This is a genomic window from Methylobacterium brachiatum (genome assembly GCF_020523825.1).
GTDB lineage: Bacteria > Pseudomonadota > Alphaproteobacteria > Rhizobiales > Beijerinckiaceae > Methylobacterium > Methylobacterium brachiatum.
Genome location: NZ_JAJALK010000010.1, coordinates 185,514 through 206,696 on the forward strand (window position 1 = coordinate 185,514; position 21,183 = coordinate 206,696).

Annotated in this window: 19 protein-coding genes; 6 read left to right on the top strand and 13 right to left on the bottom strand. The window is 68.4% G+C overall.

Features of this window, described 5'->3' with window-relative positions:
* Positions 1-3: 3 nt before the first annotated feature.
* Together LGR69_RS21345 and LGR69_RS21350 are read left to right on the top strand one after the other, a co-directional pair.
* On the top strand, positions 4-390 hold the full coding sequence (locus LGR69_RS21345; protein ID WP_007562652.1) for a rhodanese-like domain-containing protein: 387 nt from the start codon (positions 4-6) through the stop codon (positions 388-390).
* A 528-nt stretch (positions 391-918) separates the two neighbouring features.
* Positions 919-1,632 carry a recombinase family protein gene (locus tag LGR69_RS21350; RefSeq protein WP_081496966.1) on the top strand — a complete coding sequence of 238 codons (714 nt, stop codon included), beginning with the start codon at positions 919-921 and terminating at the stop codon, positions 1,630-1,632.
* A 666-nt stretch (positions 1,633-2,298) separates the two neighbouring features.
* Here LGR69_RS21350 and LGR69_RS21355 read toward each other — a convergent pair.
* From LGR69_RS21355 to LGR69_RS21385, 7 genes are all read right to left on the bottom strand, one after another.
* Positions 2,299-2,913: an HGGxSTG domain-containing protein gene (locus LGR69_RS21355; RefSeq protein ID WP_128754988.1), complete on the bottom strand. Its 615-nt coding sequence runs from the start codon at positions 2,911-2,913 to the stop codon at positions 2,299-2,301.
* A 462-nt stretch (positions 2,914-3,375) separates the two neighbouring features.
* Positions 3,376-5,970 carry a bifunctional DNA primase/polymerase gene (locus LGR69_RS21360; protein WP_052311416.1) on the bottom strand — a complete coding sequence of 865 codons (2,595 nt, stop codon included), beginning with the start codon at positions 5,968-5,970 and terminating at the stop codon, positions 3,376-3,378.
* A 29-nt stretch (positions 5,971-5,999) separates the two neighbouring features.
* Positions 6,000-6,455: a hypothetical protein gene (locus LGR69_RS21365; RefSeq protein ID WP_007562649.1), complete on the bottom strand. Its 456-nt coding sequence runs from the start codon at positions 6,453-6,455 to the stop codon at positions 6,000-6,002.
* On the bottom strand, positions 6,452-6,730 hold the full coding sequence (locus LGR69_RS21370; protein WP_007562648.1) for a hypothetical protein: 279 nt from the start codon (positions 6,728-6,730) through the stop codon (positions 6,452-6,454). The genes LGR69_RS21365 and LGR69_RS21370 overlap by 4 nt, the downstream gene beginning before the upstream one ends.
* 412 nt (positions 6,731-7,142) lie before the next feature.
* Positions 7,143-7,580: a hypothetical protein gene (locus tag LGR69_RS21375; protein ID WP_128754987.1), complete on the bottom strand. Its 438-nt coding sequence runs from the start codon at positions 7,578-7,580 to the stop codon at positions 7,143-7,145.
* On the bottom strand, positions 7,577-8,731 hold the full coding sequence (locus tag LGR69_RS21380; protein WP_230367255.1) for a tyrosine-type recombinase/integrase: 1,155 nt from the start codon (positions 8,729-8,731) through the stop codon (positions 7,577-7,579). The genes LGR69_RS21375 and LGR69_RS21380 overlap by 4 nt, the downstream gene beginning before the upstream one ends.
* A gap of 454 nt (positions 8,732-9,185) precedes the next feature.
* Positions 9,186-9,944: a DUF72 domain-containing protein gene (locus tag LGR69_RS21385; RefSeq protein WP_230367256.1), complete on the bottom strand. Its 759-nt coding sequence runs from the start codon at positions 9,942-9,944 to the stop codon at positions 9,186-9,188.
* Positions 9,945-10,011: 67 nt separating this feature from the next.
* Between LGR69_RS21385 and LGR69_RS21390 the strand changes: the two genes are divergently transcribed.
* Positions 10,012-10,374, top strand: a complete 363-nt coding sequence (locus tag LGR69_RS21390) for a DUF4186 domain-containing protein (protein WP_007562644.1) — start codon at positions 10,012-10,014, stop codon at positions 10,372-10,374.
* A gap of 84 nt (positions 10,375-10,458) precedes the next feature.
* Here LGR69_RS21390 and LGR69_RS21395 read toward each other — a convergent pair whose 3' ends face one another.
* The 5 genes from LGR69_RS21395 to LGR69_RS21415 all read right to left on the bottom strand — a co-directional run bounded on the left by LGR69_RS21395 (position 10,459) and on the right by LGR69_RS21415 (position 15,331).
* Entirely contained in the window at positions 10,459-11,094 is a 636-nt protein-coding gene (locus LGR69_RS21395; RefSeq protein WP_230367257.1) for a class I SAM-dependent methyltransferase, read from the bottom strand.
* 161 nt (positions 11,095-11,255) lie between these two features.
* A complete protein-coding gene (locus LGR69_RS21400; RefSeq protein ID WP_230367258.1) occupies positions 11,256-12,014 on the bottom strand; it encodes a DeoR/GlpR family DNA-binding transcription regulator in 759 nt (252 codons plus the stop codon).
* A gap of 59 nt (positions 12,015-12,073) precedes the next feature.
* On the bottom strand, positions 12,074-13,075 hold the full coding sequence (gene pdxA, locus LGR69_RS21405; RefSeq protein WP_230367259.1) for a 4-hydroxythreonine-4-phosphate dehydrogenase PdxA: 1,002 nt from the start codon (positions 13,073-13,075) through the stop codon (positions 12,074-12,076).
* Complete coding sequence (locus LGR69_RS21410; RefSeq protein WP_230367260.1) at positions 13,072-14,358, bottom strand: four-carbon acid sugar kinase family protein; 1,287 nt, start codon at positions 14,356-14,358, stop codon at positions 13,072-13,074. Before LGR69_RS21410 ends, pdxA begins: the two co-directional genes overlap by 4 nt.
* Positions 14,318-15,331, bottom strand: coding sequence for a 2-keto-3-deoxygluconate permease (locus LGR69_RS21415; protein ID WP_268868705.1), 1,014 nt, complete (start codon positions 15,329-15,331; stop codon positions 14,318-14,320). The genes LGR69_RS21410 and LGR69_RS21415 overlap by 41 nt, the downstream gene beginning before the upstream one ends.
* Before the next feature lie 645 nt (positions 15,332-15,976).
* On the opposite strand from LGR69_RS21415, the gene LGR69_RS21420 reads away from it, so the two are divergent.
* Positions 15,977-17,710, top strand: a complete 1,734-nt coding sequence (locus tag LGR69_RS21420; RefSeq protein WP_007562638.1) for a putative bifunctional diguanylate cyclase/phosphodiesterase — start codon at positions 15,977-15,979, stop codon at positions 17,708-17,710.
* A 25-nt stretch (positions 17,711-17,735) separates the two neighbouring features.
* Complete coding sequence (locus tag LGR69_RS21425; protein WP_230367261.1) at positions 17,736-18,656, top strand: BLUF domain-containing protein; 921 nt, start codon at positions 17,736-17,738, stop codon at positions 18,654-18,656.
* A 91-nt stretch (positions 18,657-18,747) separates the two neighbouring features.
* Here the strand turns inward: LGR69_RS21425 and LGR69_RS21430 are convergent, their stop codons facing one another.
* On the bottom strand, positions 18,748-19,818 hold the full coding sequence (locus LGR69_RS21430) for a malate/lactate/ureidoglycolate dehydrogenase (RefSeq protein ID WP_007562636.1): 1,071 nt from the start codon (positions 19,816-19,818) through the stop codon (positions 18,748-18,750).
* Between the two features lie 175 nt (positions 19,819-19,993).
* Here LGR69_RS21430 and LGR69_RS21435 point away from each other — a divergent pair, with 175 nt between their 5' ends.
* On the top strand, positions 19,994-21,157 hold the full coding sequence (locus LGR69_RS21435; RefSeq protein ID WP_007562635.1) for an ABC transporter substrate-binding protein: 1,164 nt from the start codon (positions 19,994-19,996) through the stop codon (positions 21,155-21,157).
* Positions 21,158-21,183: the final 26 nt, after the last annotated feature.

Sequence of the window (21,183 nt, forward strand, 5' to 3'; positions counted from 1 at the left end):
ATCATGACGACGAAGAGCGCGAAGGACTTGGTGGCTGAGGCGAGCCGCGCGGTGGAGACCCTGTCGGCCGAGGAGGCGTTGGCGCGCCTCGGGCAGCCGGACACGGTGTTCGTCGACGTGCGCGAGGGCGAGGAGCTGAGCAAAACCGGCAAGATCGCAGCAGCGGTTCACGTGCCGCGCGGATTCCTGGAGTTCCAGGCCGATCCGTCGAGCCCGACCCACAGGGCCGAACTCGGAGGTGGCAAAAAGCTGCTGCTCTACTGTGGCTCGGGTAATCGCTCGGCGCTGGCTGCCAAGACGCTCATGGACATGGGGATCGGCCCGGTCGCTCACGTAGCCGGCGGCTTCTCCGCGCTAGAGAAAGCGGGCGGGCCAGTAGAGCGGATGTGACCGCAGGCGAACTGTATCCGGCGCTTGGCCCCTACAACGGTTATCCTCGGCGTTTAAGTCCTCACCTGGGGACAAGTGTCGGCGTGCCGCCTGAGGCGCAGGCACGGGCCGAAGTAAACTGGACAAGTGTCTGTTTCGAGTTGGGAAGCGGGCCCCACGATTGCCGCCGCTCATGTTCCGCTTCGAGTCACATGGAGGTCGACTGAGCCGCAATGAAGGCCCGCTTCTGCCGTTTGAACGCCGGAAGCGGACGAGCCGCTTTCGGCCAAACCTAATCATTTCTAATTGCCGCTGCGCTGAGATGCTGATCACGATGCGGACATTTTGTCCGGATCGCCCTCGCGAGCGCAATTTTGTCGACGTGTCTGGCGAGCGCTGACAGAGCTGCTGCGTGGGTATACCGGGAGGGGGCATGCCCCGGGATAGAGCCACCCTCAAAGGTGCAACGCTCACCTAAGCGCCATTGACAGACAGTTTCCCTGTATCACTCTGTGCAATGTCCGTTGCACAGAGTGATACATGTAGCTGATGGCCCATAGCCGCTTCATCTCCTACCTACGCGTCAGCACCGATCGACAGGGCCGGTCTGGGCTCGGACTGGAAGCACAACGCGCAGACGTTGCTGACTACCTCAATGGTGGCGCCTGGAAATTGGTCGCCGAGGTAGTCGAGATCGAGAGCGGCGCGAACAGTGAGCGGCCGGAATTGGCCCGTGCCCTTGCGCTCTGTCGCGCCCACCGCGCCACGCTTGTGGTTGCCAAACTCGACCGGCTTGCCCGGGATGCGCATTTCTTGCTCGGCCTGCACAAAGCCGGCGTCGACTTCGTCGCGTGCGACATGCCTGCGGCGAACAGGATGACTGTGGGCATCATGGCGGTGGTCGCCGAGGAGGAGCGGCGGATGATCTCTGCCCGGACGAAAGCTGCTCTCGCGGCCGCTAGAGCGCGAGGTCAAACGCTTGGAGGTTTCAGAGGCCGGGCGGGCACGGCCGCGGACACAGCCAAGGCTCGTGCTGCCCGCGGACGCAAGGCCAACGCTCAAGCCGAGGCTCTTGCGCCAATTCTGGCGCGCCTCGATCCGACCGGTGTAGCGTCGCTGCGCGCTGTTGCGGCCGCATTAGAGTGCGAAGGGATACCTACGCCAAGCGGAGGCGGTAGATGGACTCCAACCGCCGTAAGAAGGCTGCGCAGCCGCCTTGCGCCCGAAAGAGAATTGGGCGCCTCAGCCAGCAAAAGCTTATAGCCGGCTGATCGCACCGGTGCCCTCCCCTGCCGATTCTGGAATATGCAGGAGTGCTGCCCAGTTTCACATAAGCACACGCTGTATGAAGTTCCGCGTATTTCATCTGTCTGATCTGTCTGATGACTAGCCATCGATATCAGACAAAGTGTCTTATTTGACTTGAGGTGTAATTTGTGTTGTTTATTGGGCATGCAGTCGGTTCGTTTTGCTGATTGGAAGGATGTGAGCAATGATGCCATTTCTTAGGAAACATGATAATGGCATATACTACATACATTGGGTCGAAGGCAGGCGTAGCCGCAGGAAAACAACTAAAATGCGGGATGATCGCAGCGCGGTGATCTATTTCGCTAACTGGGTGCTGGACGAATGGGCGGCTCTGCCATTCGTTCCACCAAAAAGTCGAGACGCGCGTATGAGTGCTGTCTGGGAGAGACTAAAGCCGAGGTATGACGAGGAGCGCCGAGCCGAGTGCCGTGCGATCGCACAGCGTCAGGCCGAACGTCGTGCTGGCTAGGCGATCGCGCTGTGACGCTGAACTTGCACGGGGTGCTTCGAGCTTGATGATAGGATTTGTGCAGCTCAGATGCGCTTTGAGCGGTGACGCGTCGGACATTTTGTCTGATGCTCGATGGTCTGCCCAAAGCCATTTGGCCATTGAGCGTTTCAGTCGAACAGCCCACTGATTGGTGTCTCGTTCTCTGTGGGCTCCGTTATCTCAGCGTCGAGCTGCGCGATGTGAGCCTGAAGCCTCGCCCGGAGCATCTCGAGTTCGGCTCGATCCGGCGTCGGCGCAGAGGGTGGCTCACGCATAATCGTCTCGAGCCACCGGCGCGCCTCGCGATTGCGGCGCACATGCGCTCGCTCCGCCGCGCTGCCGGGCTTGTGCGTCCGTTGCCACTCCTCGTAGCGTGCACGCTCATCCGCCGTCATAGCCGCAACCCGAGCGCGCTTCTCACGCTGTTTCCAGGCCTTGTAGGCGTCGCTGCGCGGCTTGCCTGTTGGCAGGCCACTGGGGAAGCCTGGTGTATGCCAGCCAGCTGGTCCGTCGCCGCGCGGCGTGGCACCGCCGTGAAGTTTGCACCGCTTCCGGCCTTTTGCTGGGATCTGCCGGCAGGGCTCACCGGTCGATTTGGCCATCGCACCGCAGATCGGGTGCAGGTGCCGTTCGGCGTTGAACCGCCGCAGCGCCGCGTTGGCGATGGCGCGGAATTCGGTCGAGGATGACCAGGGGTGTGGCTGCCTCGGCCGGTCGTTCGTGCCCGGCAATCGTCGTTTCATGGTACGACCTCGTGAGGTATGGCGGTCAGCCCGCCGTCTCGCCGGCAAGCGGATGTTTTGTCGGCTGGTCCCCGAAGCGCCCCGTCGTTCGCCGCAGCCCACCGCTTCCGCATGGCCTCGCGCGGCGGAATCGGGGCGACCGCCGCTACGGCGTCGACCTGGCGCAGGGTCTCGAAGGTGCGGTCGAACAGACCGACAGATAGATGGGCGCTCGTGCGCCAGCAGCGCAGTCGGGCGATGCACACGGCGTGTTCGAGGTCAGGGACAAACGGGCCCCGAGCGTCGGCCGTGGTGATCATGACCGACCATACACTCAGCAGACGGGGGTTTGGGGTGTTTGGGGGGTCGGTTCTACCTCTATACAAGAAACTGTCGCTGCTTCTTCCCGCGTAATGATCATAGGAACCCCCCAAAACCCCCAAAACCCCCGTGAAGCATCACCCATGGTCAGGATGCTAGCCGTCATCGTGGACCGCTCGTGGCGGGATCGATCGCGCAGAGCGAGAAGCGGTTGCCGTGGCTGCCGTCGACCTTCATCTCGATGCGCAAGCTGTCGACCACGCGCCCGCTTATGCGTGCCAGCCATTTGCCGAGGCGCCGGCTACTGACCGCGCCGCCGTCGCCGGCCTGTCGCAGCAGCAGGTCGCGGAATTCTGGCCTCAGAAACTCCTGCTGATTGGGATGGAGGCTGCTGGAGGGCGCCTTCTCGCACGCGGACTTGATAATCGTGTTCGTGGTGAAGCCGCTCGACAGCCCCAGTTGCTCCTGCCAGTGACCGAATAGCTCGCGGATGGCGGACAGTTCGGGGTCCTCCTCGCGCGCAGTCTCCATGCTCGCGCACGGGTCCGGCTGGCCGAGCCAGATCAGCGGCGCGCGCACCGCCTCGGTCCAGTCCTCGTAGCTGCCGACCGGACCGCACACCTTCGGTGCGCCCGCGGCACGGTAGGCCCTGATGATCGTGAGCACGGCCGCGACGTACCGGCCGCGATCGGTCATCACCCTGTCGATCGGGTCGAAGTCAAAACCGCGAAGCTCGGGGCGCTCGGCCTTGGTGTCCAGGGTGCAGAGCACGGTGCGCCGGGTCATGTCGCCGACCAGGATCAGGCCGTTGCCGGTGGCGAACACCGTCGCGCGGCACTCCAGCTCGGGCGCCTCGCTCTTGCCGAGAATCCGGACCCGCACGAGCGGCCGTTCGGTGAGCTGGCACAACATGTCGCCGCCGAGCTCGCCGTTGACGTTATCGATCGACACGATCGGCACCGCCTCGCGCAGCAGTGCGCCGAGCCGCTTCTCGGTCTCCTCCTCGGTCTTGCCGGCCGCGATCACCGGGCAGCACCGTCCGGTGGCGATAGTACTGGCGAGATCCACGAGGTAGCTCTTGCCCGTGCCCGGCGTGGAGGCGCGGATCGCGTGGAGGGGGGCGGTGGTCAGCACGCTGCGTACCAGCGCAGTGAGGATGCCCGACAGCGCCACAGCGCGGTCGACCGGGCCGACGAATGGGAAGCCGATCAGCAGGTCTTCCAGGAGTTGCAGCGCAAGCTCGGCGTCCGCCCGGCTCGGATGCTCAGGGATCGCCGGCATCCGAAAGTCCCGATCCAGGGAGAGGAACAGCCGAGTCTCGGGATCGTAGCCGGGGTGGTCGAGGATCGTGCCGTCCGCGCGCAGGGTCGGCGTGGTGATGATGCCCGCGATCGGGTGCAGCTGCCAATCGCCGTCGCGGGCGAGAAGCGCGGTCATGATCTCGGCCGGTGGGTTGATCGTCACCCAGTCCTTCGACCGCCCGTCGAAGCGCTGGTAGCGGACGGTTCGCGCGACGTGGTCGGCGAGGCTGTGCACGCACATCGGCTTGAGGCGCGCCGCCGTCGTCTGATGCCCCTTCGCTGCCGGAACGGCCTCGATCACCGGCCGGACGAGGCTGCCGGAGCGGGTGAAGATCGGCACGTCCGCCGCGAGGATCGCCTGCTCTGTCTCGGTGACGGCGCGCGGCACCTCGCCGTTGACGACACGGATGGTGGGGAGGTCGTCGAGCCCATCTTCTCCGTCTGTGGCAGAAGATCCACTGCGGCGCTCCTCACGGTTCTGGACGGGCGCCCCGGAGCGTACTTTGCGCTCAGGAAACGCGCGCGGCTTGGCGGCGCCGGAGGTCAGCCCGCTCTCGATTGTCGCGAGGGCAGCGTGCTGGCCGTCGTCTTGGACGAGGCCGCTAGTGACCGCGGCCTCAAGGAGACGATGCGTGGCCGTGCCGGCGTCGAGGCGACCGGCGCCGACGAAGGTGCCGAGCTTGAACGCGGCAACGTTCAACACCGAATTGCGCTGGCCCCGCGGCGCCTGAGCGACGGCGGCGCACTCTTCCTCGACAGCACGAAGGATGTAGCTGTCGGGCACGTCGCCGTTGATTGCGCGGGAGCGACCTCCGTTCGATCTCGCGTCGGGCTCATGCTCAGGCGCGACTTCGGCGCGGGGCGATACTTTGGATGCAGGTGTCGGCTCCGCCTTCCTGAGCAGGTCGAGCAGCCGGTCCGGGACACGCGCGAACTGGAATGCGTGCTCGGGCTGCGCGAGGCGGTACTCCCGGCCGTCCGCCCTCCGGCTCGGTGCGGCGATGATGTAGCCGCCAATTCCGCGCACGTCGATGCCAGGTGGCAGGGCGCCGCGGCTGTTGGTGATGGTGATGCTCTCCGGGTACGCGAAAAGCAGGTGGAGGCCACCGCTGGGGGTGATGTGCGTATGGGTCGTGGGCACATCGCCGTGCGCCGCGGTTACCCACTCCCAGGCCGCTACCCCGTCCGGGTCACCCGGCTTCTTCGGCACGTCTTGGTCGATGGCGAACAAGCCGGACTCAGGACCGGTGCGCAGGCCGATCATGGCGTGCGGGTGCTCGCGCCACCACGCGCGGATCTGCGCCTCGTCGCAAGTCGCCTTGTAGAGGCCGCCGGTCTTGGGGATCGGGTTGCCGTTCGCATCCTCGTCCCGCGGGACCAGCGGCTGCTTGGTCGCTGGGTTGCAGGGGAGCACTGGGATCCCGTGGCGGGCATAGATGAGGGCGTGCTCGACCATGCTGACGCTATGATCGGAGGGGCGGGCATTCACTGCGCCGTCTCCCTCACGCTGACGAGGATGAGCGCGGCGTTCGGGTTCTCAGCCCTCACCATTCCGACCCATTCTAGTTCGCGCTCAGGGCGGGTCTCGATGACGAGGCCGTTCGATCCGAACGCGATAGGGGCCTTAACCGCCTCCTCGTAGGCAATCTTCAAGGGTGCGGCGGCAACGATGGCGACGACGCGAGATCGGGCGATCAGGCGGCGGACCGATTTCGGATGGAAGCCGGCCGGCCCCATCGCTGTGTGCATGTCGTCCCCAATGATCGCGATGAAGGGCTTGGTCTTGGGGACGTCAAACCGGCCGGCGTGCTGGGGTATCGTCGCCCAGGCGACGCCGTGGTCGCGCACGGCCAGCAGGATCGGGCGCATGTGATCCGGCGCGAACGCGAGCGCTGTGTCGAGCCGGGAGCGCGGCAAACCGGTGTGGAAGGCGACGCTCATCGATCGCTCCCACCTTGCTGTAGTCGCAGGGTCAGCGTGACGAAGCTAGCCGTGACGATGACCTCCTCATTGAGGCTGTGGGCTACTCCAGCGACCTCGACGATCTCCTCGCCAATCCACTCCTCGCCGTGGTTCGCGCGGCAGCGAAGGAAATTGGCAACGTCTAGAACGGACACGCTTTGTCCGGCGCGCATGTGCTTGAGGAGGCGCATACGGTCGGCGACCGCGCTGCGAGCAGAGGTGGGCATCTGCCCAGGCGTTTTACTCTTCATCATCGGAGGGCCATGCGCGCCGCATTGGATCGCTTTGCCCGTGCCGCGGCGCCGCGGTTTCCCGGCCTCCAAGGCTCGGCGTTCTCAACGAGGCTCAAGACACCCGCAGTCTCGACGACAACCCGGCCGGCGAGGCGCTTGAGCTTCAGCCGACCTTCCGATGCCAGCCGATAGATCGTCGTGCGGGAAAGCCCTGTGACATCGCCGGCGACGTCCATGCGGAGGTGCGGCCGCTTTTGCCACGGGATGGCATCACGTCGCTCGGCGGGTCTTGGTGAGCGGGTCATGATGATCTGCCTCGTCTGATCTGTCGGACGACATGACCATAGCCGGCAGACAGAGACCTGAGGCGCAGACAAAAACTCGATTGGCCTAAGTCATTGAAAAATAGTCGAAAGTACGTGAAAAATTTCGATCATGAATTTTCTTCCGCGCGACGCCTCATGGCTCGCCGCTCACGCCTGTACTCCTGTTTGACGGCATCTATTTTGCGATGTGGCTCTTGCTCGGCGACAGCAGCTGAGAACCCGTGCTGTCCGGTGTGTTGAATGACTTTTATGATGCGTAAGAGAGCGACAAAGTCCGACACCGGCGGCCGTCCAGGCTTAGCTTCGCGCCACTCGTAGACCGGCTTCGGTGGCCCAAATGGCCTTACCGTTTCACCTGTAATCGGGTGTGTTACGAGTTCTGGATTCCTGAGACGTTTAAGGTAAAGCTTCATTCGAGCTGGCTTTGCCTTGAGAGAAGATTTTTCGATCACCGGCGCAGCGTTCTTCGATTTTTTGACCGGACGCCCTAGATACTTCCCATTTACGGTGCGCTTGGTCTTCGCGAGCTTCCGCGCCATCTTCATGCTGCGGCTCCGTCGACAGGCTGCAGCGTGGGTACTGGGCTCGGTGCCAGGGGCGTGACGGCTCGGCGCGCGATCTCCTCCGTCGCCTCGACGATGTAGGCGGAGTAGTGGTCCTCAATCATCTGCACGCTGGTATCGTGCAGTGCCGCGACGAGCCTTACCGGTACGCCAGCGCTCAGCGCCCGCACGATCGAGCTGTGGCGCAGGCACAGCATGACCGTCCCGGGGGGCGCCTCGGCCCGGGTCCGAGCCCTGTCCCATAGGCGCAACGCCGCCGAGGCTGTGGCCCAAGGCCCTCGATCGACCCGCTCCCAGGTGACGGGCCCGACTTGTCGATGCCGCCAATGCATCAGGAGCGGCTCGTGCCCGCGCCGGCCGGCGAGGACGGGCTGCAAACGCTCGATCACGTCGGCTCCGACCGGCACAGCGATGGGCGTCGGACGCTTACCAGCGCGGCCCTTGTTCGAGGGTGGCACCATGATCCGACCACGCGCGGCCTGCACGTCGCCCACGGTGATCCTGGCGACCTGCGAATGGCGAGCTCCCGTGGCGGCCATGACCAGCACGAGCCGCCCAAAATCGCCGGTCTCGTCAACGACGAAGGCCGCGTCGACCAGGCGCCGGATCTCGGCGTCGGGCAGGATCTGCTTGCGCGCGCTTGATCCTGCTGAGATTGCCTTCGTGCCGGTGCGGATCTCAGCGGCGAGCGTGGCCGGCAGCGCGCGAAGATGGTGTTCGGCGGCTGCATTGAGAGCGGCGCGCAGGTCGTTCAGCAGACGGTTGACGGTGGTGGGTTGCAACTCGCCCGATAGGCGCTGTCGCCAAGCCCGGATGGTGCTAGCATTCAGCTTCGCGAGGTGCGTATCAGCGAAGACCTGATCAGAGAGGACGTGCTTGCCGAGGCGCTTCTCGGCGTCCCTCCCCGCCGCTGGAGCACGCGCTGAGCGGGCGGCGACATAAGCTTCGACTGCGGTGCGGACGCTTAGGACCTCGGTACCACCCCCCTCCCCTTCGCCGTCGAGACGACGTACCTGAGCGCGCGCCCATTCGATGGCTGCCGTCACCGCAGCTGGGTACGAGAGGGCGTCTGGATCCGATCCAGGGTCGTCAGCCTGGGCGAGGCGTTGCTCGACGCGGTTCCCATCGATCACCAGCTTGACGATCCAGGCGCCAGGTCCTCGCGCAGGCTTGCGGTAGCCCAGGCTAACGCCGCCCCGCCCTCCTGAAACACCCTGCCAGCGTGGGTTCTTAGCCGGCGGAAGCCGGGCCCGCTTAGCGACACTGTCGAAGCTGCTAGGTTTTGCCATCGATTGGTCTCACACAGCGTCTCACACAGACCGATCGACCAACTATGATAGCGGGAGACGGGAAATGCCAGTATGCTGAGCGGATTACCGCGTTCGCTTTTATCCTCTCTGCCTCGTGGCGGCCCTTTCACGGCGAAAACACGGGTTCGATTCCCGTAGGGCGCGCCACTTGCGCACGGAACTGCGAGCGGCGGGCACGGTTGCGCCGCGCGATCCGGCTAAGGCAGGCTCCGGGTTCTCCTTGGCACCGACGTTGCGGATCGGATCAGCCCGGTCGAGGATCGCCCTCCTTCCGGGATCAGCGGGCCGTGATGACGGCGCGCTCTGTTGCGAGCGCGAGCATCTCCAGAGCGTTCCCGACGGCGGCAAACTCCGCGGTGTTGTCGAAGATGCACCAGGCACGGCGGCCGAGGGCCCTGTGCTGGTGCAGGCGCTCGGCCATCCGGGTGAGGACGGGCGGCTCGTAGGCCGAATGGTACATCCGTGGGGAGCCGTGGAGCCGGTAATAGATGAGGTCCGGCCAGCCGCCCGGGATGCCGGCCCCTCGCACCGGCGCGGGGTCGGCGGCGACGCGGGCGATCGCGAGGTCGGACAGGCGCTGATCGACGTCCTGCGCAAACCAGGTGGCGTGGCGCGGCTCACAGACGACGTCCCCCGGGAAGGCCCGCCGGAAGCCCGCCAGAAACGGCGCGGCGGATGCCGGATCGAAGGCCAGACTCGGCGGAAGCTGAAGCAGCAGGGGCCCGAGCTTCGGCCCGAGGCCCGCCACCTCGGCCAGGAAGCGATCCAGGGCTTCGTCCGCGCCGACCAGGCGCCGCTCATGCGTGATCGTCCGCGGCACCTTCACGGCGAAGCGGAACCCGTCCGGCACCGCGGCGGCCCACCGCGCGTAGGTCGTCACCCGATGGGGTCGATAGAAGGACGTGTTGATCTCGACCGCGGAGAAAAGCTGCGCGTACCGCTCCAAATGGCTGCCGGCTTCGGGGAAATGTGCGGCGTGGGCCTTCGGCAGGCTCCAGCCGGCGGTTCCAAGGGCGATGGGGTGTGAGCTATGCATCGGATCCGACGACGGGCCATAAGCCGGGCCGGCCAGAGGGGCGGCAGGCGATCGGGTAGGTCTGCGCATGCGCGGGGTTGAAGAGGTCTTCGATCGTCTCTCGCGGTCCGCATTCCGTCAGCGCTTCCGGCTTTCGGCCGCCGACCGGGCCTACCTGGATGAGAAGGGGCTTCCGACGGTTCTAGAGCACGCGCGAGACTTCGTGAAACGCCGCCTCGCGCCCGCAGAGCCGAGGAACGACGGCAAGCAGACGCCGTTTCGCGGCCATCCGGTCTTCACGGCGCAGCACGCGACAGCCACCTGCTGCCGCGGTTGCCTGGCCAAGTGGTACGCCGTCCCGGCCGGGCAGGCGTTGACCGCCGCCGAGCAGGCCCATGTGGTCGAGGCGATCGGGCGCTGGCTGCGCGCTCAGGGCGGCGACGGCGCCTGACGAGGCCCGCGCCTCCCCCGCGATCCCAGGTCGAGACCGACGCCCCGCGGATCGGCTCCCGGACGCGAGCGGCCGGCGCGTCGGCTAGGCCGTGGTGGTCCAGCCCAGGACCGCCGTCAGCGGATCGCCGGCGCCGCCTTCGGGCTTCAGAATGCGGGCCTCGATGCGCGCGAATCCCGCGCGCTGCAGATACAGCTGCACCAGTTGCGCGTGGCCCGTGCCGTCGAGGGCGCTCCAGATCGCGACCGCCTTGGTCGGGAAGCAGCGGTTCGAGAAGCTGATGACCACCGGCGCGCCGGGGCGCAGGACCCGCGCGACCTCGGACAGGACGTCCACGGGGCGCTGGAGATACTGCACCGAGACGCAGATCAGGGCCGCGTCCACGCTCGCCGTGTCGAGCGGCAGCTGCGGCTGCGCGTTGAGATCCTGCACGAAATGCCGCGCCAGGCGCGGATTGGCGGCCAGCTCCGCCGCGTTGAGGCCGTGGCCGATGACGCGCGCGTAGGCGACCTCGTCCGGCAGGTGGCTGATCCAGCTCGACATCAGGTCGAGGACCACACCGCCCGGGGGGACGACCGCCCTGTAGAGGTCGGTCACGGCGGCGATGGCGGCGGCATCGATATGGGTGACGAGGCGCGGCTGCGCGTAGAAGAGCGGGTCCGGACTGCGATCCGGCTTGGCGAACGCCTCTGCGGGCAGCTCCGGCAGATCCTGAACCATGCGGGGTATGCCTTCGTGTCGCGCCAAGGGCCGGCTTTGCGCCGCGGCGCCCGCCCCGGGGCGGGCGGACGCGATGCCACCCTGAGATAGGCGCGGTGCGCCCTGCGGCCCGCCGCGGCGCAAGATGCCGCATCGGACAAGGATCGAGGGCGGTCCGCGCCTCAGGCGCCGGCCACCACCAGGTCGGCGCCGGCCTCCGCGAGGCCGTGCCGCTGGTCCTGCGGGACGGCCGCGTCGGTGACCAGAATCCAGCGCCGCGGCAGGGGCGCCCAGGCCATCTGCTCCGCCCGGCCGAGCTTGCCGGCATTGGCGAGCACGACCGTCTCCCGCGACTGCGCGATCATTGCGGATTTGAGGGCGACCTGATCGAGGCTCGCCTCGCACAGGCCGCGTCCCGCGACCACGCCGTCCGCGCTCATCACCGCCCGATCGGCGGTCATCCGCTGCAAAGCTTCGATGGCCAGCGGGCCGACGGTGCTCATGCTCGTCGCCCTCAGATTGCCGCCGAGCACGACGAGATCGATCCCGGGCGCCTGGGCGAGACAGGGGAGCAGCGCGAGATTGTTCGTGATGATGCGCAGGCGCCGGTCGAGCAGGAGGCGCCCGAAGGCCGTCACCGTCGAGCCGGCATCGAGGATCAGGGTCTCGCCATCCGCGATGAGCGCGAGGGCCGCGCGGGCGATCGCTAGCTTCTCGGGGCCGTTGATCGCGAGCCTCTGGTCGAGGGTCGTCTCGGGCGTCGCCCCGGCCAGTATGGCGCCGCCATAGGTCCGGCGCACCGCCTTGGTGCCGGAGAGGTGCTGGAGGTCGCGCCGGACGGTCGAGGCGGAGACGCCGAACCGGTGCGCGAGATCGTCGACGTCGATCTCACCCAGCCCAAGCGCCTCCAGCAGCCGCGCCCGGCGTTCCGTCCCGCGCATTAACCCGCTCTCTCACCCTGCCCCCGGCGGGAGCGCCTCGGTCCGTGCCGGCGCCCCGGTCAGGCCGCCTGCGATTTCGGCGCCAGCTCGACCGCCTGCCGCAGCGCCTCGATCAGGCTGCGCTCGTCCGCGACGCCCGTGCCGGCGATGTCGAAGGCCGTGCCGTGATCGACCGAGGTGCGGATCACCGGGAGGCCGACCGTGATGTTCACCCCGGCCTCGAGACCCAGCACCTTGATCGGGCCATGGCCCTGATCGTGATACATGGCCACCACCATGTCGTAATCCCCCCGGCCGGCGAGGAAGAACAGCGTGTCGGCCGGCAGGGGCCCGCGCACGTCCCAGCCCTTGGCGCGGCAGGCCTCGACCGCCGGCGTGATCTTCTCGGCCTCCTCGCCATGGCCGAACAGGCCGTTCTCGCCGGCATGCGGGTTGATGGCGCAGACGCCGATCTTCGGCTCAGCGATGCCGGCCTTCACCAGCACCGCATGCCCGCGGGCGATGACGCGCTCGACGAGGCCGGGCTCGATCCGCGCGATCGCGTCGATCAGGCCGATATGGGTCGTGACGTGGATCACCCGGAGCTTCGGGGAGACCAGCATCATCGACACTTCCGGCGTCCCGGTGAGGTGCGCCAGCATCTCGGTGTGGCCGGGAAACTTGTGGCCGGCCGCGTGCAGCGCCTCCTTCGACAGGGGCGCGGTGCAGATGCCCTGCGCCTGCCCCGCCTGCACGATCTCCACGGCCGCCGCGATGCAGCGATAGGCGGTCTCGCCGGCGACCGGGGACAATTGCCCGAACGGCAGGTCCTCGGGGACGCATTTCAGGTCGATGCATTGGACCGCATCCGTGCCGAAGGCCGCCGCGCCCGCGTCGGCGAGCGAATCGACCCCGATCGTGGCCCCGACGATGCGGCCCGCCTGCCGCAGGCGCCCGGCATCGCCGACCACCAGCGGCTGGCAGATCGCGTGGACCTCCGGGTGCGCCAGCGCCTTCATGATGATCTCTGGCCCGATGCCAGCGGGATCGCCCATGGTGATGGCGATGGTCGGACGGGTCATGTGAGACTTCCTTCGGTTCGAACGTGGCGCAGGCGGTCCCGGATGCGCACGAGGCTGTCGGCGTCGCCGAAGGCACCCGCCTTCGTGGCGATCGGGATCGCGAGTTGCCCCAAGGTGAGGCCGAGCGAAACACCCGGCTCGATCTCGTCGGTCAGCTGGATGCCGTGGACATGAAAGCGCGTCAGCAGCGCGGCCGCGGTCTCGCCGCCCGTGGCGGCGAGCGCCCCGATCTGCCCGGCGATCGGGGCGAGGGCGTCGGCCAGCGCGTGGGCCAGCCGGGGGCCGAGGCTCATGTCGGGTTCGCCCCCCAGCATGATCTCGACCAGGACGTCCTGGCCGGCGGCCAGCCGCTGCGCGAGGGGCGTCGCCAGGTCCGGCCGGCCCTCCACCGCTTCGAGCAGCGTCTCGGGCGCGACCGGCAGATGCGCCACGGCGCCGTCGGCCAGGAGGCGCCGGGCGCCCGCGCGCGAGACCTCGGCGAGGGAGCCGACGACGAGGAGCGAGCCGCGCCGGTCGGGCGCGATCCGGACCGGCGCGAGGGCCGCAACCGGTCCGGCCGCCGCGAGCGCGTGCGCCAGCCCGGCGCTGCCGATGAAGACGGCCGACGCCGTCGCGGCGAGGCCGGCCTCGGCGATGCGGGCCAGATCGGCGTCGGTTTCGGCATCGCAGACGGCGATCTCGGCGGGACCGGCCGCGGCCTCGGCCAGCGCGCCGGCGAGTTGCCCCCCGCGCACGATCGGCAGGGTGAGCGTCGTGGACCGGATCCCGGCCGAGGCCAGTATCGCGCCGAGATCGGCGCTGGCGTAGCTATGGTCGCGCCGCCACACCTCCGCCTCCTCCAGCGGGCGACCGCCCACCCGCACCCGGCCCTCCAGCGTGGTCCGGCCGGTCCCGGGGAAAGCCGGCGCCAGCACGCCGAAGGCCTGGCCGGATCGGGCGCGCAACTGCGCGAGCGTCGCGGCGATCTCGGCGGCGGGCTGACCGCGCATCGTCGAGTCGATCTTCTTGAACAGGCGCCGGTCCGCGCTGTGCAGCCGCCCCAGCAGGGCCGCGTGGCGCTGCGCCGCCGCCTCGGCGGTGAGGCCGCGGCTATCGGCGTCGTAGGACAGGATCGGGATCCGTTCGTCCTGCACCGCCTCGCCCCAGATCACGGCCGCGGCGTTGCCGCGTCGGCGGAACGCCACCGCGCAATCGGCGGCGCCCGTCAGATCGTCGGCGAGGATGAGCCAGCGCGCGTCCATCTCAGGCGCGGCGGACGGGTGCGGCAACGACCGGCTCGCCATCGGGCGCCTCCGCCTCGTCCGCGCCGCGGCCGACGACCTTCGCGGTCCAGGCCGTGACGATCGGGACCAGGATCGCCGTGACGACCACGCAGGCGGCGACGAGGATCGTCGCGGGGCCGGCGGCATCGGCATAGGCCGGGTTCGCGGCGGCGACGATCGCCGGCACGGCCGCGGCGTTGCCGGCGGTGGACGCGGCGGCGACACCCGCGACGCCGGTGCCGCCGGTCAGGCGATCGGCGAGGAACAGCGGGATGCCGGTCAGGACCACGACCGCCACGCCCATGGCGAGGCCGAGCAGGCCGGCCTGCCAGACCTTGCTCAGATCGAGCCCCGCGCCCAGCGCGAAGGCGAAGAACGGGATCATGACCGGGATGGCGCGGCTCAGGAAGGCGCGCATCTCGCGGTCGAGATTGCCGATGATCATGCCGACGAGGAGCGGCAGGATGGCGCCGACCAGGGTCTGCCAGGGAAACGCCGAGAGGCCGGAGACGCCCAACGTCACCATGGTGAGAAACGGGCCGCTCTCCAGCGACATCACCGTATAGGCCCCGACATCGCGCGGGCGGCCGTACTGGCCCATCAGCGCCATGTAGAGGCCGCCATTGGTGTCGTTCATGCTGGCGACGACGGCCAGGGTGGACAGCCCGGCGAACATCCCGGCCGCGACCGGGGCCTCACCGAGGACCTGCCCGAAGATCAATCCCAGGATCAGGGCGATGCCGATCTTCACGATCAGCAAGGTGCCGCCCTTCTTGACGATGTAGGGGGTGGCGCGAAAGTCGATGCTCGCGCCCATGCAGACATAGAACACCGCCAGGATCGTCAGCGCGCCCGAGAACAGGGCGCCGGTGAAGGATCCGAAATACTTGGGCGTGCCGGGAAAGAAGGTCGCGATGAGCGCCCCGACGAGCAGGGGCACGACCATCATGCCGCCCGGAACGCTCTCGATCGCCCGCTTGATCGGGATCTGCATACTCGTTCCCTCCCTGCGCGATTCACGCAGATATTGCTTGAGGCTCGCGACCGATTGATCGACGGCGACTGGAATTCGTCGTGAGCCTTTCGGGGTGATGCGCGCATTATGCGCATTTCGTCAACCGTATTGCGCAGTCTGCGCAGAAATCCGGAGATCCGCTGCTACGGCAGCTGGACCCGTTGCGGGGCGTGCCACCCGGCCGGCGGCGTCCCGAACCGGTCGCGCGGCAGCCGTCGCGTTCAGACCCGGACGATCATGGAGTCGGAGACCGTGCGGGGACGCGATCCGTATGCGGGCCGACACACAAGCGGCCGCGTTCGGTCGACTGCACGTGATAATCCAGTTGTCGGTCCGTTCGATCCGAATAAAAACCGCCCTGCCCTGTCTCCGGGGCGCAGGACAATTGGTTTCATCGGGCCCAGGTCGTGCGGTCTCGTGCGGAAACATTCCGGTTGGTCGCCGCGCCTGAATACGCCTTGATCGAAACACCCGCTGTACGATCCGCCCTATGCCTCGACTGAAATAGCATATTCACTAAGTAATAGCGTGGAGCATGCACCAGAAATTAAGAATTCTCCTATAGAACTGGCTTTTGTTAAGTTTGGCGTGCCGCCCGGCAGCCTCGAACAGGGCCTTCGCGCGATGAGTGCCGACCTGCACCACCTCGGCACGGCGCGGCTTATGAAGATGCCGCCGGCGACCCGGACGGATCCGGGCGCGGCCTCGCTCCTGACGCAGCGCCACGACCTCGACGTGATCAGGCACGGCCTGCTGACGATCGGCGCCTCGGGCTACGTGGTCGCCTTCAACGCCCCGGCCGAACGCCTCCTGGCCGGCCTGGACGTCGCCCTGGCGGTCGACCTGCCGGCCATCCGGCTGGTCCGCAGCCTGTGCGCGAGGACCGTGCAGCCGCGCCGGGAGGTCTTCCGATCCTTGCGGCAGGCGCTCGACCGTCGGGCCTCGGCCGCCTTCGAGGTGACGCGCCAGGATCGCACCCTGCATATCGAGCTCCACCGCAGCGACGCGGGCGGCTGGGTTGCGACGCTGGAGGATGTCAGCGCCCGCAAGGCGAGCGAAGCGCGGGCCGACGCGATGGCGCGTCTCGACCCGCTGACGAGCCTGCCCAACCGCCTGCTCCTGCGGGAGCGCCTCGACGAGGCTTTGGCGCGCCTGCAACGCACCGGCGAGGCCTGCGCGCTGCTCCTCATCGATCTCGACCGGTTCAAGCCGGTCAACGACACGCTCGGCCATCCGATCGGCGACGCGCTTCTGGCGAAGGTCGCCGACCGCCTGCGCTCGACCGTAAGGCCCACCGACACCGTGGCCCGGATCGGAGGCGACGAGTTCGTCATCCTGCAGACCGGCATCCGCGAGGCCGCCCATACGCAAGCCCTGGCCCGGCGCCTCGTCGACCTGATCGGCCGAACCTACATGGTCGAGGGCCATCTCCTGACGATCGGCGCCAGCGTCGGCGTGGCGTTCGCGCCCGCGGACGGGACCAGCGCGGACAAGCTCCTCAAGAACGCCGACCTGGCCCTCTACCGGGCCAAGCTCGATGGCCGCGGGACATACCGGTTCTTCGAGCCGGAGATGGATGCGCGCATGCAGGCGCGCCGCCGGCTCGAGCTCGACATGCGTCAGGCGCTCGCGCGGCGCGAGTTCCAGCTGCACTATCAGCCGCAATTGCAGCTCGACGAGGATCGGCTGATCGGCTGCGAGGCCCTGATCCGCTGGAAGCATCCCGAGCGCGGGATGATCTCGCCGCTCGATTTCATCCCGCTCGCCGAGGAGATCGGCCTGATCGTCCCGATCGGCGAATGGGTCGTTCGCCAGGCCTGCCGGGATGCCATGACGTGGCCGGCCGGGATGTCCGTCGCGGTGAACGTCTCGCCGGCCCAATTCAAGAGCGACCGCCTGGTCGAGACGATCATCTCGGCGCTGGCCAGTTCGGGCCTGGCGGCCCGGCGGCTGGAGGTCGAGATCACCGAGGGCGTCCTGCTCGAGGAGAGCGAGAAGACCCTGCAGACGCTCCACCGCCTGCGCGAGCTCGGGGTCCGGGTCTCGATGGACGATTTCGGGACCGGCTATTCGTCCTTGAGCTATCTGCGCAGCTTTCCCTTCGACAAGATCAAGATCGACCGATCCTTCGTGAAGGACCTGACCGGCAAGCCGGATGGCGATGCGATCATCCGGGCGATCGCGGGCCTCGGCAAGAGCCTCGGCATGACGACGGTCGCCGAGGGGGTGGAGACGCCCGAGCAGATGCAGCGCATCCGCGACGAGGGCTGCACCGACGTCCAGGGCTACCTCATCAGCAGGCCGATCCCGGCCGACGATGTGCTGGCCTTCCTCAAGACCTACGGGTCACCCACGTGATGCAACCAGCATATCGGATTGCCCCATGAGCGAGCTCTATCGCCTCGTCTATGCCAGCAAGAACCTGCTCCACGGTTCGGAGGCCGAGCTGACGGCCATCGTCGGCCAGATCCTGGCCACGTCGCAGCGGAACAACGCCCGATCGGACGTCACCGGCGCGCTGATGTTCAACGCGGGCGCCTTCGCCCAGGTCCTGGAAGGGCCGCGCCGGGGCGTCGAGGAGACGTTCGAGCGGATCCAGTGTGACGACCGCCACGGCGACGTCACGGTCCTCCAGTGCGGCCCGACGGAAAGCCGCAGCTTCGCCAATTGGTCGATGGCCTTCGTCGGCCAGTCGGCCGGGGGGCAGGAGCAGTTCAGCCGGCTCGCGGCCGAGAGCGGGTTCGACCTCGCCCGGCTCGACGGCGATGCCGTCTTCGCCATGCTGCACGAGCTGGTGCTGGAGGAGGAGGGCCTCCCGCGCGCGCCCCGCACCGCCCCGCCGGCCGAGCCCGCCGCGCGGGGGCTCGATGTCGCGCAGCTGCGGGCGGAGATGGCACAGCTTCGGCTCGATGGGGCGGTCCCCCAGACCGCATCGGCCGCGGACGGGACGAGCAGGGCCGCCAGCGAGCGCAATGCCCCCCGCCCCCACCCGATCGAGGACATCGCCCCTGCCAAGGCGGCCACCGAGGCGGCCCTCGCGGTGCTCAAGCTCGCCCTCGCCGCCGAGCGGCAGCGCACGAGCGATCTGCGGACCGAGATCGACGGGTTGCAGGTGTCCCTCGCGGTGAGCCGGGATCAGCGCGACGCCCTGCGGATCGAACGGGATCGCTGGGCCGGACGCGCGCGCCTTCTCGCCGCGGCGATGGCCCAGGAGGCCGGTGACGCCCAGACGGCCACGCACCCCGGCGGTTCCCCCGACGCGGGGATCGGCGCAGGCGACGCCGCGGACATCCTGGCCGCCTAGGCGCTGGGGTGTCGGCCGGCGGGGCCCGAACGAGGACCACAGAGCCGAGCACGCTGGATCGCCTCCGAAGACGGGGCGACCTCCACCGCCGTCAGGCGCAATAGGCCTGCCCGTCGAGGCCGTGCGGCCGGCCGGCTGCCAGGAGGGTCTCCCAGACGGGGGCGGGCAGCGGTACGCCCTCGGCGAGGCGTTCCGCCTTCATGCGGCGCTCGGGCTCGCCCGGCAGCAGCACCGCGCCGCCCGGCGCCGGCTGGGCGGAGGCGAAGAAGTCGAGATAGCTGCGCGCCTCGGCGGCGATCGCGTCGTCCGAGCCGAAGGCCTTCGGCGTCATGTAGAGCGAGAGCATGCCGTTGCAGACCCGGCGCTGGCCGGGTCCCGCCGTGCCGGATCCGGTGAGCGCCCCGGCCAGGAGCTCGCACATCAGCGACAGGCCCGAGCCCTTGTGCTCGCCGAAGGCCCGGATCGCGCCCGCGCCCTTCTGGTTGTCGCGCTCCGGCCCGTCCAGCGGACCGAACAGGGTGGCCGGGTCGGCGCTGAGGCGGCCGTCCGGCTCGATCAGCACGTCCGCGGGCAGGGGCTTGCCGCCCTGCGAGGCCACCAGCACCTTGCCCTCGGCGACCGCCGAGGTGGCGAAGTCGAGGACGATCGGGTCGCGCCCCGGCACCGGGAAGGCGGCCGCGATGGGATTGGTGGAGAAGCGCCGGTCCACGGAGCCGAACGGCGCCACCAGCAGGCTGCCGGCGACGTTGACGAAATGCACCGAGACGAGGCCCGCGGCCGCCGCGCGCTCGGCCCATTCGCCGATCCGCCCGAGATGCCCGGCATGCCGTAGGGCGACGACCGACACGCCGTGCTCCTGGGCCTTGGCGATGCCGAGATCCGTGGCGAACGGGCCGGCGGTCTGGCCGAAGCCGTACCGGGCGTCCACCAGCGCGAAGGCGCCGCCATCGACCAGCACCGCGGGGGTCTGGTCGGCCACGAGCTCGCCCGCGCGCAGCCACGCCACGTAGCGCGGCACCCGGATGACCCCGTGGCTGTCGTGGCCGGTGAGGTTCGCGGCCACCAGGAACTGGCCGATCCGGCTCGCTTCCGCCTCCGAGCAGCCCTCCCGAACGAAGATGTCCCGCACGTAGGCGGTCAGTCCGGCGGCGTCGATCCGCATGATGGTTTTTCTCCCGTCGTCGCGCCTCACCGGGCGCGTTCGGGTAACGATCCTAGGCTTTCTTAACCCGCAAGGCGACCACTTCCGGCGGTGCGGGATGGACATCGAAGCGCTGCGCGTGGCCCAATACTGACAACGTCGGGCGCAAGAACCGGCGACGGGACGGGATACGCCGATGAAGACGACGCGTCGCGTTTTCTTGACGGGTGCCGCTTGCGCGGCTGCCAGCGGTTTAGCCCCGGGGGTGATCCGGTCGAGTGCCGCGCAGGGCGCCGGCGCGACGATCCGGATCGGCATGGTCCTGCCGGTGACGGGACCGGGCGCGGATGCGGGCCGCTTCGCCCTCAACGGCGCCAAGATCGCCCTGGAGGCGGTCAACAAGGCCGGCGGCGTGCTCGGCAAGCCGCTGGAGATCGTCACCGAGGACGACCAGACCACCAATCCCGGCGCGGTGCTGGCCTTCTCCAAGCTGGCCTCGCAGCCCGATCTGGTCGGCTTCCTGGGCTCGGTGCGCTCCACGCAGAACCACGCGATGGCGCCGGATATCCTCAAGACCGGCAAGCCGATGTGCTTCGGCGGCACCGACCCGGTCCTGACCCAGCTCGGCAATCCCTGGCTGTTCCGCTTCCGGCCCAACGACAGCTTCTCGGCCCGGGTGATCGCCGAGCACGGCGTCAACGGGCTCGGCAAGAAGAAATGGGCGATCATCCACTCCACCGACGCCTTCGGCACCAGCGGTGCCAAGGCGCTGACCGAGAGCCTCGGCAAGATCGGCGCCACGGTCGTGCTCGACCAGGGCTACGCCAACCAGGGCCAGGACTTCACCCCCGTGGTGCTGGCGATCCGGCAGGCGGGGGCCGACGTGATCGGCTCGTACTTCACCTTCGAGAACGACCTCGGCATCTTCGCGCGCCAGCTCCGCCAGCTCGGCGTCACCGCCCCCTGGGTCGGCTCGCCCTCGATCACCAACGTCACGGCGCTGAAGCTCGCCGGGCCCTCGCTCTACGGCACCTACGGGGTGGCCGACTACGCGGAGGAATCGAGCGACGCGGCCCGGGCCTACGGCAAGGCCTACCGCGCCGCCACCAAGATCGCCCCCGACAACCAATCCTCCTGGACCTTCGACGCGGTGACGGTGCTGGCGCTGGCGATCAACAAGGCCGGCAAGACCGACCCGCAGGCGATCCGCGAGGCGCTGCTGGCGGTGCGCGGCCATGCAGGCGCCGAGGGCACCTACAACTTCGACAAGAACGGCGACGGCCTGCACGGCTACAACGTCGTGCGCAACGACAAGGGCACGATCACCTTCGACCGGCGCATCGACTTCTATCAGGGCTGAATCCGGGGCCGCGGACGGGGAACGGA